The 16,099-nt window shown below is 43.1% G+C and carries 9 protein-coding genes; 8 read left to right on the forward strand and 1 reads right to left on the reverse strand.

Going from position 1 to position 16,099, the window contains the following annotated elements; all coding sequences use genetic code 11:
* Positions 1–344 precede the first annotated feature (344 nt).
* The 8 genes from AAHB12_RS05795 to AAHB12_RS05830 all read left to right on the forward strand — a co-directional run bounded on the left by AAHB12_RS05795 (position 345) and on the right by AAHB12_RS05830 (position 14,121).
* Positions 345–572: a hypothetical protein gene (locus tag AAHB12_RS05795; RefSeq protein WP_129726189.1), complete on the forward strand. Its 228-nt coding sequence runs from the start codon at positions 345–347 to the stop codon at positions 570–572.
* Between the two features lie 471 nt (positions 573–1,043).
* Positions 1,044–1,319, forward strand: a complete 276-nt coding sequence (locus AAHB12_RS05800) for a hypothetical protein (RefSeq protein WP_129726190.1) — start codon at positions 1,044–1,046, stop codon at positions 1,317–1,319.
* 395 nt (positions 1,320–1,714) lie between these two features.
* Positions 1,715–1,873: a hypothetical protein gene (locus AAHB12_RS05805; protein ID WP_342044614.1), complete on the forward strand. Its 159-nt coding sequence runs from the start codon at positions 1,715–1,717 to the stop codon at positions 1,871–1,873.
* Between the two features lie 114 nt (positions 1,874–1,987).
* A complete protein-coding gene (locus AAHB12_RS05810; RefSeq protein ID WP_129726191.1) occupies positions 1,988–2,233 on the forward strand; it encodes a hypothetical protein in 246 nt (81 codons plus the stop codon).
* A gap of 527 nt (positions 2,234–2,760) precedes the next feature.
* Positions 2,761–7,620 carry a beta-ketoacyl synthase N-terminal-like domain-containing protein gene (locus AAHB12_RS05815; protein WP_342044615.1) on the forward strand — a complete coding sequence of 1,620 codons (4,860 nt, stop codon included), beginning with the start codon at positions 2,761–2,763 and terminating at the stop codon, positions 7,618–7,620.
* Positions 7,621–7,718: 98 nt separating this feature from the next.
* Positions 7,719–8,132, forward strand: coding sequence for a hypothetical protein (locus AAHB12_RS05820; protein ID WP_342044616.1), 414 nt, complete (start codon positions 7,719–7,721; stop codon positions 8,130–8,132).
* A 74-nt stretch (positions 8,133–8,206) separates the two neighbouring features.
* Entirely contained in the window at positions 8,207–13,417 is a 5,211-nt protein-coding gene (locus AAHB12_RS05825) for an SDR family NAD(P)-dependent oxidoreductase (protein WP_342044617.1), read from the forward strand.
* Complete coding sequence (locus tag AAHB12_RS05830) at positions 13,414–14,121, forward strand: 4'-phosphopantetheinyl transferase superfamily protein (protein WP_342044618.1); 708 nt, start codon at positions 13,414–13,416, stop codon at positions 14,119–14,121. Before AAHB12_RS05825 ends, AAHB12_RS05830 begins: the two co-directional genes overlap by 4 nt.
* 351 nt (positions 14,122–14,472) lie before the next feature.
* On the opposite strand, the gene AAHB12_RS05835 is transcribed toward AAHB12_RS05830, so the two are convergent.
* Complete coding sequence (locus tag AAHB12_RS05835; RefSeq protein WP_129726196.1) at positions 14,473–15,729, reverse strand: VanW family protein; 1,257 nt, start codon at positions 15,727–15,729, stop codon at positions 14,473–14,475.
* Positions 15,730–16,099: the final 370 nt, after the last annotated feature.

The raw sequence follows: 16,099 nt of genomic DNA on the forward strand, positions 1-16,099 counted from the left end.
AATACAAGCTTGATATAAATGAACGAAGTCCTCTCCTGCACGGAGGGACTTTTTCTATACGGCTCTCATTCTTTTTATCATCTTGAAAAAAGCAGTCATCGGAGTCGTTACCCTTATAGAAGTCCGTTCTTAAAAGACTCAGGATAAAATGGCGAAAGCTAAACTTAGACAGTGGAAAGTAAATTTACGGGGTATTCAAAAGAAAAGAAGGTTTAAAATGTTTCATGAGTATAAAAGTGTAATAAATTTAAAAATAATGGATAATATAAGATGTTTTAAGGGTGCCATAGGAGGAAAATCCTATTCATAAGAAGAATACAATTATTTAAACAGGGGGTGCTGTAATGTTACAAAAAGTTAAAACCAAGGTAATTATGGATAGCGGAAAGGAATACATAGTTAGCATGCATCCTGAATTGTTCGCGATACACATTACAGATGAGTTTGGAAACATTCTGAGGGGAATGCTTCAGTTTGATAATATATTTATTAATCCTCAACATATTTCATCGCTTGAGGCAGTAAATTTCGAGATTTTTACCCTTGAAGATATTGAAAATGCAGTGGGCTAATTTAAATTTAGCATTCCTTCGGGGGATGCTTTTTATTTTATAAAAGCGATTAACGCCGGAAGCTGAGGTGAGTATAATACGAGAGTGTAAGAGGAAAAGAAGTGTTTTAAGTTAGAATGTTATAAAAACTAATACGATTGTGCTTGATATAAAAGTCATGGTTGGTTTCTATCAAAATACGCAAGGAGCACTTCTTCCTCAAGAGTATGGCTTGAGATGGAGGCGATGAATTTGCGTCAGACAAAGTGTGGTTTATTGCATACTAATTTGTCTGATTTTTTGTTTCCTCAAAGTAGCAATATCCCCATATAGCAGCCCTGTCAAGTCAAAGACTAAGGAACGAAGCGATTAGCAATAAATGGTGAAATATACAAAAAGCAGGAATATATTGTATTATTATCTAAATGATTTCTTTATTAATGAAATTGTTTACTGAATTTATAAAATTTATTTCAGGGAGTTGGTAAGAGGATGAGAACAAAGAAAGATATTATAGCTACAATTTCTAACTTTACTCAGTTTGCTTCGTTTGATGAGATGTTACAAAAGCATTACATTGTGTTTGAGGACCGTAAACGAAAAGGGGTGTGGACACTCATGTTGAAAGAAGGGCAGTGGAGTGTGCACGGTAAAGGGGCCGAGTACTGCGACGAGGGAGAAACTTTCTTAACTGAAAAAGAGGCTGTGGATTTTATCTGGAGCAATCGAGCAACATTTAGACAGAGTATGCTAGTACTTCAAAAGTAAACTTGGTAAATAAAAGAGTGTTAGTTTTTCCTAGTGTTAGTTATGAGAAAGTGGAAAAGCATAGTTTCTTAGAGGATTAGGGATCTGTCTAGAATTGTATTTTCAATTGACAGCTTCTTAATGGTATAACCAGCGCTTCATTTGAACGCAAAATCAATTAAGAAAGTTCCTGCTTCATCAGCCAGGGACTTTCTTTTTTACATTAATAAAAAGTTTTTTTGTGTCCGTACGTGAGGGCTTTTTGATGTGGTTATGATGTATGTCCATTCTTACATAATCCTATTTTATAAAAAATTTTTTTATGTTCTATCATATTTGGTAACCTGTCCAATCTTTTTGATGAATTTTACATATAGTATAACGAATACAGATTACAAGGGGGGGGGATAAATACAATGTGGAACAGATTTGAGAATGAGCAAGAAACAAATGTCCGCTCTGATAACGATAACACAAATAGAATTGTTGATCGCAATACTAATACAGCTTCTGTACAGAATAGTGGCAATTCTACTGTTAATGTAAGAGTAAATGTTGAAGAAGAAGAAGAATAAGTACAGAAAAGGGCGCCTAATCAAGTTTTATAGTAATGCCAATAGAAGGGGAAACGATATAAAGATAATATCCTTTCCCTTTTTATACCATGTGTATAGGAAAAGAAGGAATGAATGATTATGTTCGGATATCTTAATACAACAAATGATGAGGAATCAACCCAAGTACAAGCGAACATTGGTCATAGTGGAAATTCAGATGTTGATGTTTTTACTCATATCGAAGTGGATACGAAGCCAATTGCTTATGCGATGTTATGCTCATTGTATGCACAGGGGAAACTATCTAAAAATGAGTTCAACCTAGCTGTTAGAAAATTAGAAGCATTAATGAACAGAAACAAGAAGCAGTCTAATTAAACGTCTAAAAATATTAATATAAAGACCTTAATAGGATAATATTTAATTGATTGACGTGTAACGAGAGTGTTGAGAAAGTACCTACTTTGAGTAAGTATGAGGGTTTGATTAATATACAAAAAAAGAAAAGAAGTGAATTGTTTACAATCCAGTAAGTGATTTGCTTCTTTTCTTTTTACACTGTAGGAATGTATAAATTTCCAGCTGGAAGTAAATTCGACGTAGTCGGAAATGTTAGGAATACAGTATAAGTAGGGCTCAAAGGGCAAGGCTCGCCAGTCGGTGAGTTTTCTTTACGCGAACTTCTTGTACCCTCAGCCCGATTCCTTCATGTATTTCCAATAGCCAAAAAGTGTGAAGATCTATAGTGAATGAATAGAACTGCTGCTTACTGAATATTCTTGTAACTGGTCTTCTTTTTATAGTTTCAGATTATTGTCTAAAGCGTGGGGGAGGAAGGTAAGGACGGGGGAAGGGTCCATTCCTTAAAGGAAGTGAGACAGTATTCAGGCAAGGAGGAATAGTAGTTGAATCAGTATGGAAAAGAAATAGCGGTTGTCGGACTTGGTTGTGTTTTGCCCGATGCGTTTACGCCGCAGCAGTTTTGGGAGAATAATAGGGAGGGACATACATCGTTACGGTCCCTAAACGTTCACCATAGATGGAATTGGGAGGTTTTTCACGACTCAGATTCTGATGCAGTAGATAAAACATACTCGATTACAGCTGGAGCAATTGAAAATTATGAGTTTAATTGGAAAAAATTTCGCATTCCGCCATCTGAGGTGCAAGCAAGCAGTCCGATGCAATTTATGATTTTAGATGCAGGTGCACAGGCGTTAGAGAGTGTTCGGCTGCTGCCAACGGATCGGACCGGAATTTACATTGGGTCTATTGGATCAGGATGGCAAAAGGATACTGGTTTACAAATTCATAGAGATGTAATGCTTGAGGCTCTCAAGGTGAGTTCAAGCTTTTTATCCTTACCTAATAACATCCAGGAAAGAGTTATAGGTTCTATAAAGCATAGTATAGGCAAGTCTCTAAACTCAACGGGGGTTGAAAATTTAATTGTTCATTCACTCGCAAGCGTTGCGTGTGGCCGAATTGCGCAGTATTTCGATATAAAAGGTCCTCACATTGCTGTTGATGCTGGATACGCTTCCTCTCTTGCTGCGCTGGAGATAGGAATTCGCTCGCTGCAGGAAGGAAGTGTGGATCTTTCACTTGTCGGAGGGGCAAGCGAAATTTTGACCCCGCTGAACATGATTGCTTTTTCTAAGCTAGGCGGCTTGTCGAAGTCTATTATCCGACCGCTTGATGGGGAGGCGGATGGAACACTTCTAGGGGAAGGAACAGCCATGTTTGCCTTAAAGAGGCTGGAGGACGCAGTACGGGATGAAGAGCATATTTATGCTGTCATTAAAGGGATCGGCAGCTCTTCTGATGGGAGTGGAAGGTCTCTGCTTGCGCCGGATCATCAAGGCCAGGCTCTTGCGATGAAACGCGCTTATGAAGACGCTCATGTAGATCCGAAAACAATTAGCTATATTGAATGTCATGCTACAGGCACACAGTTAGGAGATGTGAGTGAAGTGAAAGCTCTCTCTAGCTTTCATGAAGAAGCCTCGTATCGCATTATCCTTGGATCAGTGAAAGCAAATATTGGTCACTTAGGGGCGGCTGCAGGAGCTGCGGGACTGTTGCGAACGATATTGACGCTGTACCATGGACTCATTCCTCCCCAAGTTAGCTTTCATACGTCAAACCCACAAATGCAGCTTGCATCCACTCCATTTACCGTTCCTTTACAACCGATTGCATTGCAGCCACAAGAAGGAACATTCTTACCACGGGCAGGCATTAGCTCTTTTGCCTTTGGAGGAATTAATTATCATGCTGTGCTGGAGGCATATTCTTCCCAATATACAGCATGTAAAACAGGAGTATATTCCGATTTAGAGGAGGAGCCAATCGCGATTATTGGGATGTCAGGGATATTTCCTGATGCTGCTGATAAGGAAACATTTTGGTCAAACTTGCTGCAAGGAAAGGATTCGGTTACAGAAATCCCCCATGAACGATTTGACAGTGAATTCTTTTATGATAGTTCCCGGGCAGTTCCAGAAAAATCTTATACAAAGTTAGGCGGGTTTCTTTCCCAGACAGAGCGGGACCCTTTAAAGTGGCGAATCCCCCCATCCTCTGTCCCATATATTGATGAAGCTCATCACCTTGCTTTAACTTGTGTTGAACAAGCCCTTCAAAATGCCGGTTATGATCCGAACATACGGGATGGAGATAAAGTGTCTGTTATGCTGGGATTTTTACCTTACCAAACTAAAAAGCTTCTTGCTGATGTTCGTGTAAACTATCAGGAAATCCGCAATATTTTTGCGAGAGTTCTAGAAGAGCAGGAAGACATCATTTCTCCTGCCCTACAGCGCTGTATTTTGGATGAGGCAGAACAATGTTTTATGGATCAGCGTCCAAAGATTACAGAAGATACGCTGGCGGGCTATTTAGGCAGTCTTGCAGCCGGCCGTGTTGCAAAGCATTTTAATTTTAAGGGAACGCAGCTGGCCATCGATGGTGCCTGTTGTTCAACCCACCTTGCTTTTTTAGCTGCTGTGCAATCTCTTCGTCATAAAAAAAGTGATGTTGTGTTAGTAGGAGGCATTAATGCTGATATGACCCCAGAATTTTATGTGGGGGGATGCGGAATTCAAGCATTATCAGCTGATGGGATTCGGCCGTTTGATGCACGGGCAGATGGCTTTGTTCCCGGAGAAGGAGCAGGATTCTTTGTTTTGCGACGTTTATCGGATGCAAAACGTGATGGACAGAATATACTTGCTCTTATTCGCTCGGTTGCAGCTACATCTGATGGGAAAAGCGGTTCTATTCTCTCGCCGTCGCTCGAAGGTGAAGCAAGTGCAATGGTGCAGGCGCTTAGGCAGGCCAGGGTGTCTCCGGAACAAGTTGATTACGTGGAGTGCCATGGTACAGGAACGGTCATGGGAGATGCAACTGAGATTGAGGCGCTTTTGAAGGCGTATGGTACGGATAGAACAAAACCACTGCAAATCGGATCAGTAAAATCGAATATAGGTCATCTATTGGCCGCTGCTGCTGTTCCGGCGGTAATGAAAACCGTGTTTGCTTTGCGTGAGGGAGTAATCCCGCCGTCTATTAATATAGAAGTTGTAAATCCAAAGCTGAACAGTACTAGGGAAATAATCCAAGTTGTGACATCCTGTGAGCGATGGGAGACGGAATATCATGAACCGCGGAGGGCTGGAGTAAGCGGATTTGGATTAGGCGGAGCTAACAGTCATATGATACTCGAAGAATATAAAGTGACCGAGCAGCAGTTTGATTCTTTCCTTTCCCATGAAACTTCGCAGTGCAGCAATGTTCTGCCGATTGCAGTCACACAGGGGGCGAGCCTCTCAGATTGTGCCTTGAGCTTGCTTCAGGCTGCGCAAACTCTAGAAAAACAGCCTGATGAGAAGTACTTGTTAGTGATACGCAGGATGCAGCAGGCCGTTCCTCCCATGCATCCCGGTCTGTATCGCGTGGCCATCGTTGCCAACAATTCACGGGAGCTGTTAAGAAAGACCAGACTACTTGTAACAGCTATTTCTAAAGGAATTAATCTTAACTTTTTACGGCAACAAGGGATATTCACAGCTGAAATCGATCCGAACTTGAAAGTTGCGGTTGTCTTTCCTGGTCAAGGGAGCCAATACCCAAACATGCTGAGAGAAGCGCTCGAGCACTTCCCTTTGGCAGCTGAGTTTATGGCGCAGGTAGACGAAGAATATCAGGTGCTATGCGGGAGAACCTTGAGCAGTACTTTTTTCACGGAGCGTTCAAAGGATTTTCAACAAACGGATGAGGATATTCATTGTGCGGTGTTCGCTATAAATTGTGCCATGTTTACGTTACTGCGGGCGTACGGATTAGAATTTGATGCAGCAATTGGACAGAGCGCAGGGGAGTTGGCCGCATTTGTCGCCGCTGAAGCTCTGTCACTTCGAGATGCCCTCAGGGTGGTAAGAGAAAGAACGTTGTCAGTCCTCTCCTTATCAACAGAGGATGCAGGAAAAATGCTGACAGTTTACTGCAGTGCCATGGAAGCGAGGGAGTACTTTAAGGAAGTGAGCGGCTATTGTGATATTTCTGCCGACAACAGTCCACGGATGTGTATTGTGTCAGGGGAAACCGAAGCAATTCGGGCTTTGCGTGGTATCTATGAAAAGGCGGGTATCCAGACAGAGTTGCTTCCTGTATCGCATGGCTATCATTCTTTGCTGATTTCACATGCAAGAAATCCGTATCGGAGTGCATTAGATACGTGTACATTCTATCAACCAGTGTACGATATCATCTCAACGATTACGGGAAGCAGTCTTCGTTATCTGCGTGTTGATGATTATCCGGCATTGCTCGAAAGTCAATTTGTTGAACCTGTCCGCCTGCAGCAGGCAGTTGAGAATGCCCATGAGGCGGGGATGCAATTGTTTATAGAATGTGGCCCTAAGTGGGCAATTAGTACGTTTATTTCAGAAATATTGGAAGGGAAAGACTTTTATGTGCAAGCCTCTTTGCATCCTAAGATTGGCGAAGTTGAACAAATTCACCGCGCACTGGCTTGTATGTTTGTACATGGAAAAGGCCGATTAACACCTGTATCTGCTAATAAAGAAAGGACGGTTAAGAGCATGGAATATAAAAACCAAACAAGTGAAGAGACAACTGCCGCAGCCGGTTTACTGCAAGGGGTATCCAAAGTTGTTTCGGGAAAGGGAGAAGATGATGCGACCCTTTTATTCCTCAAGTCGTTACGAGACATGATTGATGCATTTGTACAATTGAAATCCGGCAGCAAAGAGGTGAAGGTACCCGTGTCGGACAGCTTAAGAGTGGTAGAGGAGCCGACAGCACTGCAAGACGCAATGCAGCCGCAATTGGAGCAACAGGCGACGGTATGGAAGGAGCCAGAGAAGTTTTCAAAACGAACAGAGGCGGTATATGCCGCAAGAAAGTCTTTTGTAAACGAAGAACCGCCGCAGCCGGCAACTGAAAGCAACGTCAAAAAATCTACACTCTTCGCAGAGCAGGACGTACGCCAGGTTATCGTAGATCGTATTGTAGAACGCACAGGATACCCAGCAGACATGCTGGAACTTGACCTGGATTTAGAAGCCGACCTTGGCATTGACACAGTCAAGCAAGTCGCTATTTTAGCAGATGTCCGGCAACAATTTGGCTTGGAACAAGAATCAGGTTTTCGCGTCCGTGATTATCATACCCTCCGAAAAATTATAACGTATTTCCAGACTCGATTAACAGAAGGAGAGAAACCGTCTTTTTTCGAATAATGCCCTCTAATCCCGAGCTCGAGTCAAAAAAGTGGATTGCAGCCTATAAGCCAACGACTCATAGGCTGCGATCTGATTTTACAGAAACAATCCGAGCTATGAACCAACGCGCAGCAAGTCAATTGCAGTATGCTGGGGTACAGGAGGAAAGCAGGGCGTTTTTAGGAGCAGGTATGGTTATTGAATGGCTGCAGCATGATGGAAGTTGGGGTATGATTGCGAAAGTGAACATGAAACAGATGGATAAAACTCTTGCTGAACGATTCCAGTCTTTGACCGAGGTCGCATGCTTCGTCGCTGTTTACACCTGGTGGTATCAGTATGGACGGAAAGTCAGGATAAGCGATATAGGGGATATGATATGCTGCAGTGATGATATACATCAGCGAGAAAAGTATTTAATTGTGGAGCTGTTGTCCATGCGATATACAGAGTATCGGGCTGATCTCACCCTCATTGATAGGCACGGACGCGTACTGGCTTATTGGAAAGAGATGTCTGGAAGCAGATAGAAGGGAACGGATGCTGCAGTGAAGCTAGATCAGTCACTGACAATTGGTGAAACAGACAGGGGGAAGGGAGAGGAATGAGCGTGAAAACACGAATTGCCATCGTCGGCATGTCATGTAGAGTGCCTGGTGCCCATACATTGCAAGGGTTCTGGGAACTAGTGTCAGAGGGTAAGCTGGTGACGGGAAGTATTCCACTAGAGCGCTTTGATAGAAATATGTATGAAGTCTGCTGGGGGTTGGGAGGAAAAGGGGAGAATGTTGGGGTGCTTGTCGAAATTCCTGAGATTGATTACCGTGATTTCCCGATTCCGCCAGAACAAATTCGCCATATGCATCCAATGGAGAAGGTAGGACTTTCTGTTATGCATGAGGCGCTGCGCGATGGAGGAATCAAGCAGGGAACGGAGCTTGCAGCAAAAGGGAGAGTGTACGTTGCATCTAGTACATTTGGTCCTTCACCGGAAACAGATCACGGTCCGCGTATTCGTCAAGGAGAGTTCACCCACATATTAGAATTGGCATTACAGGATGTCTCTCCCCGCTTGGCAAGTATACGCGATGAAGTGTTAGCGCTGCATAAGCAAACAGTACCCCCGATCCGTCCTGATACGATGACAACATCTGCTAGTATCGTTGCTGGGAGAATCGCGAACTTGTACAATATGCACGGCGGTCATACCGCAATTGATGCTGGAACTTGCAGTTCCTTGGCCGCGGTCGAGGAGGCGGTTCTTGCACTTCGTGAAAATGTGTGCGAGTTTGCTGTAGTTGCTGGAATTTCCCCGCTTATTACAGCATCCAGCATTGTAGAATATATGGAAGACCCATCCTTCTCTTTTACGCCGGTTTTAGGCGAGGGGGGAGCGGCAATCGTTCTGATGCGTGAGAATGATATTGGAGAGAGAAAGGTATACGGATATATAGAAGGAATTGCATCTTCCGTCATACACAATCGTACGAACGAACGAGACGTCGCGCTTGCTGTAGAAAAAGCTGCCCGACAGGCTTTACAACGCGCAGGACTCTCCCCTGGCAGTGTGACGAGGATTGAGAGTCGGAATCGTGGTCTTAGCTTTTGGGAAAAGGCTGAGTTAAAAGGACTCTCCTCTGTATACGAGGTTCAACAGCGGGGAGGGAATGTGTCAGTCACATCCTGTGTGCCTCATATTGGATTCCTGCAGGCTGCATCTGGGATGATAGCAATCGTAAGGGAAGCACTGACATTATTTTATAATGAAAATACGTCTGGTTTCAGCGCAGTAAGTGATACAGGAATTGCTCCAGCTGCTTATCATGCTATTTTAAGCGCTCGGGCTATATCGTTAAAACACCAAGTTGGGGATTTGTGCATGTCGACAGAGCCAATTGCTATTGTCGGCATGGGGGCAATTGTTCCTGGTTCAGGGAACCTTGAGCTGTTTTGGAAGCATACAAAGCTCGGCTACCGAAGTTTTGGCAATTTACCGGAGCGAAAATGGAGCTTTGACAAAATCATTGCCAAGAATGAAGAATTGAATACGTACGCTCCGTCACGTCTGGCAGGAGTCGTACAAATACCGGAGCTTAACACAGAGGAATGGGGACTTTCCGCAGAGGAGCTGAGCTGTCTGGACGGGGGCGTTACCCTTTCCCTGCTAGCTGCTATGGAGGCGGCCGGGCAAGCAGGACTAACGAATCTAGAAGCGGATAAAAGCAGAATTGATGTTGTATTTGGCCAATTACCGATTCGAGAATCGGAAAATGCTAAAAATAAGCTAGTGTTTTTTACAGACTACATGAAGCGTGTCCGTACAGTTTTTCAAAAAAAGGGTGTATCCTTGGATATAAGTTCAAAGGTGCTCCAGAGCATGATCTCTCATTATAAGCAAGAGAATGTGCAAACATATGATTTTTACGCAGCAAGCACAGGCATAACAAATGCCTATTATGTGGCAAAGGTTCTAGGGGCGGGCGGAAGTATTCTATCAGTCGATGCTACTTGTGCTTCGTCTCTGGCTGCTGTGGAAGCTGCTGTTCATCACCTGCGCGCCAATCTTGCGGATGTTGTTATTGCTGGGGGTGTCGCGCATCATTTGGTTCCTGAATATAACTTGACGCTGCACGTTATAGGTGCCCTGTCTACAAAAGGCATACCGCCATTTCATCAAGATTCTGATGGATTTGTGCCAGCGGAAGGAGCAGGAGCTATCGTGCTAAAAAGGTTGTCTGATGCCATTCGTGACAACAATCATATTTATGCTGTTGTTGGTGGCATTGGTGCTTCCAGTGATGGAAGAGGGACTTCAGTGCTTGCGCCGAGCAGTCAAGGGCAAAAACGCTCCATTGAGAGAGCGATACAAGCAGCGCATCTGAAAGCTGCGGATCTTTCGCATATAGAAGCACACGGCACCGGAACTCGCCTAGGTGATGAAACTGAAATGAGCACATATCAAATGGTATTTGGGGACTATCATAACTATAAACCATATTCCATCGGTGCTATCAAGTCACAAATCGGACATCTCAGCTCCGCAGCAGGCATAATTGGTCTTATTAAAACAGTACTAGCCTTACATGAAAAGGTTATTCCGCCCAGCTATACGGATCGTCGCTCTTCTCTATTGCTGCCTAATCTTGCTACGGAGGCCAGGATATGGGGAAGCAGGGAAGAAGGCACTCGACGCGCAGGGGTAAGCGCGTTTGGACTTGGGGGCATTAACTATTTTCTTGTTTTGGAAGAGTGGAAGGAATTTAATAAGGAAACTATGCCAGCTCTATTCTCACAGCCTATCCACCGACCCCTTCATCCCCTTCAGTCTGACCGTTTTACTGTAGAACTTGTACCCGTATCACTCCCTCAAAGGACAGCATTGTTTCCGCTTCAAGGAAAACGAATCGTCCTTGTACAGGATGGGGGTGATAAATGGCGTGTATACCAAAAATCACTTGAGCAACGCGGTGCTACGGTTCTTTCCCTCTTTCCTGCAGAAGTGATAACAGAGGAGATGTTTCATACAAAGCTTGCTTTATGGGAGAAGAGGTACGGCGAGTTGAATGGCATTCTTGATCTTCGCGCCCTGCAGGAGAGACCGGAATTGCTCAGAATGCCAGCTGATAAATTATCTGAAGAGATAGGGAGAATGAGTGATTTTACGTTTATGCTGCTGCGATACTTTTATGACCGCTTTGAACAGGCAAAGCCGCTTACTTCCTGTTATATCGCTGTTACATGTTTAGGAGGGAATCTTGGTCTCACAGATTGTGACTATGGTAATGTGCTAGGTGCTTTTTTGCAGGGGGTGCTAAAATCTATTAAACAAGAGTTGCCAGCCGTTCTGGCAAAAACGATTGACTTTCCTGCTCATGCATTAATGGAGACTATGATTTCGAGCGTAATACAGGAAGTAGAAGACGGAAATGATCGAATGGAAGTGGCATATGGGGATAGACGTTATGTTGTTCATCATAAACAAGCCAATTTTTCTGACCAGACACCGTTGGCACGTTTTATCCGCGAAGGCGACGTATATGTATTTTCCGGCGGCGGTCGCGGTATTGTGTTTGAGTGTGCTGTTGCACTTGCGTTATTAGGAGTGACAGTTATTGTTTGCGGTCGGACAAAAATAGAGGATGAATCTGCTCCATGGTTAGAGATGGATGATGAAGAATTTGCTGCCTACGAACGGGAGCAGCTTATCAAGCAGCATCAAACAGTATCCTCGTTTACTCCTGCCAGTTTTAAAAAGGCGTTTGCCCGCTTAGTAAAGGAACGAGAACTCTATCAAAATATGAAAAAAGCAAAGCGGTTGGGCATTGTATATGAAGTATGCGATATCAATGATAGTAATCAGGTTCATAATATGGTTCAGGACATTCTGAAGCGATATGGCAGACTTGATGGGGTTATTCACGGGGCGATGGTCGAGTGGTCAATGATTATTCCGAAAAAGACAAAAGAAATTATTCAGCGTACAATTGAAACAAAGGTTATCGGAATGTGTCATCTTTTGGAAGCGACGAAGAACATTCCACTGCAATCTTTTCTTTGCTTTGGTTCTGGAGCAGGACGATTTGGCAACAAGGGTCAGGCTGATTATAGTGCGGCAAATTCCTTAATGTCAGCTCTGCTTGTTGCGAAATGCCGTCAACGGGCAGGGTTACACCACGCTACACTTAACTGGACAGCATGGCGATCTGTCGGTGCAGCTGTTTCTGACCCATCTGTGACGGAAGCATTGAAAAGCAGCGGTGTCCCGTTTACTTCTACAGAAGAGGGTATTTACTGGTTTATCAGTGAATTGACGCTAGGGAGAGATAAGGAAGTTTTAAATGTTGGAGAAAAGTTTTTGAGAAAATGGCCCTTTAGCGGCGCTGAGGCAGATGGACAAGGGAAACGTTTGTTGGTATTCCAGGATCGCCATATTCCTATTAACTCTGGGGATTGGCCATTTATTGATTCTCTCAAGGAGAGCACATCACAAACAACAGTCATTGAGCGGACGATTACAAGAGAGAAAGATTTGTATTTGGAGCAGCATTGCTTGGATGGAATTCCTATTTTTCCGATGGTTTGCCATTTAGAAATGCTTGCTGAGGCTGCCGCTGTTAGCTCACTTGGATGGACTGTTCAATCTGTTCAACAATTTCAAGTAGTCCACCCTGTAAAATTATTTTCAGATCAGCCTGTCATCATACGAGCAGAAGCTTCTCTGGTAGAAGAGAAGAACGGACAGCGAATTATAGCGGTGAGAGGATTAACGGATTTACTCGTAAAAGGGCGAATTTTGCAAAAGGATCGTGTAACAGCCTTTGCTCTGTTTACTTTTACAAAGCAGGGAACGGATATAGTAAAGAGGTTCATTCCTGCTGTTAAGGGTACTGCTTACGCAAGTGTATACGATAACTTACGTTATGACGCTCTACAAATCGGTCCGCTGTTTTGTCGGGCCGGAGAATACATGGTGAATAGGAGAGAGGGGACGGCAGAAGCGGCACCTCCCATTCAACGGAAGCTGTTTTCCTTCACAAGTGCGCCGACGTTTCAGATTGATCCGTTCTTAGTCGATATTGCGATGCAAATTGCCGTAAATGTTGATTCCTTCCATTCCTCTGAAGTTAGCCTGCCGGTTTCTATGGAAACGATTTTGTTCGGCAGAAGAAGAAGAGATGATGAGCGAGTCAAGGTATACAGCCGGATCTGTGAGAGAAGCGATATGGACATTACCTCCAATATATATGTTATTGGCGAAAATGGAGATACGATTATGGAAATTGACAAGTTCCTTGCAAGGAGGATTATACGATGACAGAGGGTTTTTCGTTTGCTTTCTGTCCAGTAAGCCCACCGCTTCAAGCTTTGTCGTGCATTACGGTGAGCGAGAGGAAGCTATTAAGTGAAAAAGCAACGCCAAAACGTATTGGAGATTTTATTGCGGGAAGAGTGGCTGCTAAACTGGCCATTCGCTCGCATCTCTCTCTCCCGGATTCCCTTCCACTTTCTATTTTGCGGACGGAACATGGAAATGAAGCTGGGAAGCCCTGCGCTGTGATTGATGATGCCGGAACAATATTGCCAGAGATACATCTCTCGATTACACATGCTGACAAAAAAGCGTATGCAGCAGCCTCGCATACCCGAATAGGAATTGATAACGTTACTATAGAGACGTACAATGACGCTTTTGTTCAGGATGTGTTTCAACCAGAGGAACTACAAGCATGGGCAGATTGGCTCAGGAGCGACTGCAACCATCCGCTTGCAGTGTGTACTGGTTTTGCTGCAAAGGAGGCTTTTCTAAAATGGCTGGGGATCGGACTGCGCGGTACATTGCCGATGACACAAATTATTCCTCTTTCCCAAACAGTCTCTCAAAGCTTGTTTTTCCAGAAGCAGTTTCATGCTGCATGCTATGTGCATCATGAAACGGGGGACGCGCCAGAACTAAGGATACTTGATGGATACTTCTCCATTCAAGACCGGCAGGTTATTGTACTGTTGACAGGGGAATAGCCAGATGAAACAAATAAAACTACGGTGAGTATCAGACATGCTGCATAGGATGGGGAAAGAGCTAAATTTCTTCTTCCTTATATTTTTTATATGATAAATTGGCATGTAGTTCTTTGTACAGTTTTAGAATCCATCTTTTTTACACTGTAGGAAAGTATAAATTTCTAGCTAGAAGGTCATTCGACGTAGAGAGAAATTTTAGGAATACAGTATAAGGGCAACTACGCCTCTGTCTCTTCGCCCAAGAGCAGGGCTCGCCAATCGGCGAGTTTTCTTTATGTTATAGAAACCATCCCTTCTTACAGCTAATTTCGTTATCGGTAAGAAGGGATGGTATTATAATATGTATTTTCAGGTAGATTTTTTGTAAATGCTTCTATCGAGCAGACCACTCTGAATCACTTGGCCATTTTGTGTTACTGTTTTGTAAGTTACGGCCACTATGCTGTTATTCGTTTCACTTACTACTTTGGAGGAAATATCGACGCTTTTTCCTGTGCTTGTTCCAAAAATACGAACAACAACCTGATTACCTTCAATTCCAGCCTGAAGATAGATATAATGTTCGGTATTGTTTTTAAACTTGAAATCTGGTCCGTAATCTGCGACAGTAGCGTCTTGTCCGAGCGGCACGTAATGAACAGGCATAGAGTGATTGCTTCGCTCTTCAATAGAAAGGTCTGCACGTAAGACAGCACCATATAATGTAGTGCTCACTTGGCAAACGCCACCGCCTGCACTTTGTTGCACTTTTCCATTCACGTATGCAGCTGCTAGCTTATACCCATTAGCAGCATCGGTTACTCCGACTCGGCCATTAAAGCTGAAGACTTCATTTGGCGCGACAAGCGTATTGCTTAACGCCGCAGCCGCTCGACTTTCATTAAATAGTTGATTGCTATTTCTGCCGCTCGTAGGTGTACGATATTCTGCAATAATTTCCTTGACCCCCATATTTTGTATATCCTCTGTTGTCCGCTCCGGTTTTACTGCAGCAATAGGTACTTGAATATCCGTATTTATGGATTTCACTGCTTGTTCTGTTAAAGATTTCATCTTCCCTTTATCTACTTTTTCTCCATCCTTGCTTGGGATAATAGTGATATTTGGTCCTGTAGCAGAAAGAGAAGCATTTTGTGGGGATGAGACAATTTCGTTATATTTATCTTTGATAAATACGTCATATTTTGAAGAGTCTAAGTAAGCATTGAGATGATAGTTTTGCTGTGTTTTTCCGTTCTCTGCCTGTTTGCGCAGTTTGTAGCGTTCTAGAATTGTCCCTTTTTGATTTTTAAAGATTTGATCCGCAATATTCGTACCCTTGTACTGAACTCCTATCTCCTGCCATGTATAGGTGCTTATAGTATTTTGTAGGGAATACCTCATAGATTGTTGATTCATCTGATCTATTCTTTTTTGGACAATTTCTTCAACTTCCTGCTTTGTTTTTCCGCCTAGGGGGGTATCTTCAAAAGTCGTATGGGGCAAAACGTAGGTATCTAACTGTTTGTTCATGGCAGAAACATATTGATAGGCTACCCCCCCTGTAATACAAAGACCAATTCCACTAGCCACTACAGATCCGATAATCCACTTTCGTACATTCATTTGTCTCCTCCTATAGCAAACAGTATAGTGATGCAGCATATGAATGATATGAAAATTTAGAATATTCTTAAACTATTATAACATCTTATGGTAAAAATTGTAATTATAAAACAAGTTTTGTTATTGTTTTGTTATGTGTAAGGCTGCTGTGACTTTGAAAAATAATAAAGCTATCAGCTACTAAAAAAGGGACAGCTTCACCAAAGTGAAATCTGTCCAAAATCGAAAACATTTATGGATAAATGTTTTGGGATTGTATCATAATCCGGGATTTAACAAGAAGTTCTTTTTACGTTTTTTGTAAAAGATCTTTGTATCAGACCTATCTTTTTCAATACGATAAAATCCCTATTCATTTTTAAGTCCTCTA

It is taken from the genome of Bacillus sp. OTU530 (genome assembly GCF_038440375.1).

Excerpts from the sequence above, each read along its gene's own strand:
- AAHB12_RS05820 (WP_342044616.1), top strand. The coding sequence starts at position 7,719 with ATGAACCAACGCGCAGCAAGTCAATTGCAGTATGCTGGGGTACAGGAG.
- AAHB12_RS05795 (WP_129726189.1), top strand. The coding sequence starts at position 345 with ATGTTACAAAAAGTTAAAACCAAGGTAATTATGGATAGCGGAAAGGAA.
- AAHB12_RS05830 (WP_342044618.1), top strand. The coding sequence starts at position 13,414 with ATGACAGAGGGTTTTTCGTTTGCTTTCTGTCCAGTAAGCCCACCGCTT.
- AAHB12_RS05835 (WP_129726196.1), bottom strand. The coding sequence starts at position 15,729 with ATGAATGTACGAAAGTGGATTATCGGATCTGTAGTGGCTAGTGGAATT.
- AAHB12_RS05805 (WP_342044614.1), top strand. The coding sequence starts at position 1,715 with ATGTGGAACAGATTTGAGAATGAGCAAGAAACAAATGTCCGCTCTGAT.
- AAHB12_RS05810 (WP_129726191.1), top strand. The coding sequence starts at position 1,988 with ATGATTATGTTCGGATATCTTAATACAACAAATGATGAGGAATCAACC.
- AAHB12_RS05800 (WP_129726190.1), top strand. The coding sequence starts at position 1,044 with ATGAGAACAAAGAAAGATATTATAGCTACAATTTCTAACTTTACTCAG.
- AAHB12_RS05825 (WP_342044617.1), top strand. The coding sequence starts at position 8,207 with ATGAGCGTGAAAACACGAATTGCCATCGTCGGCATGTCATGTAGAGTG.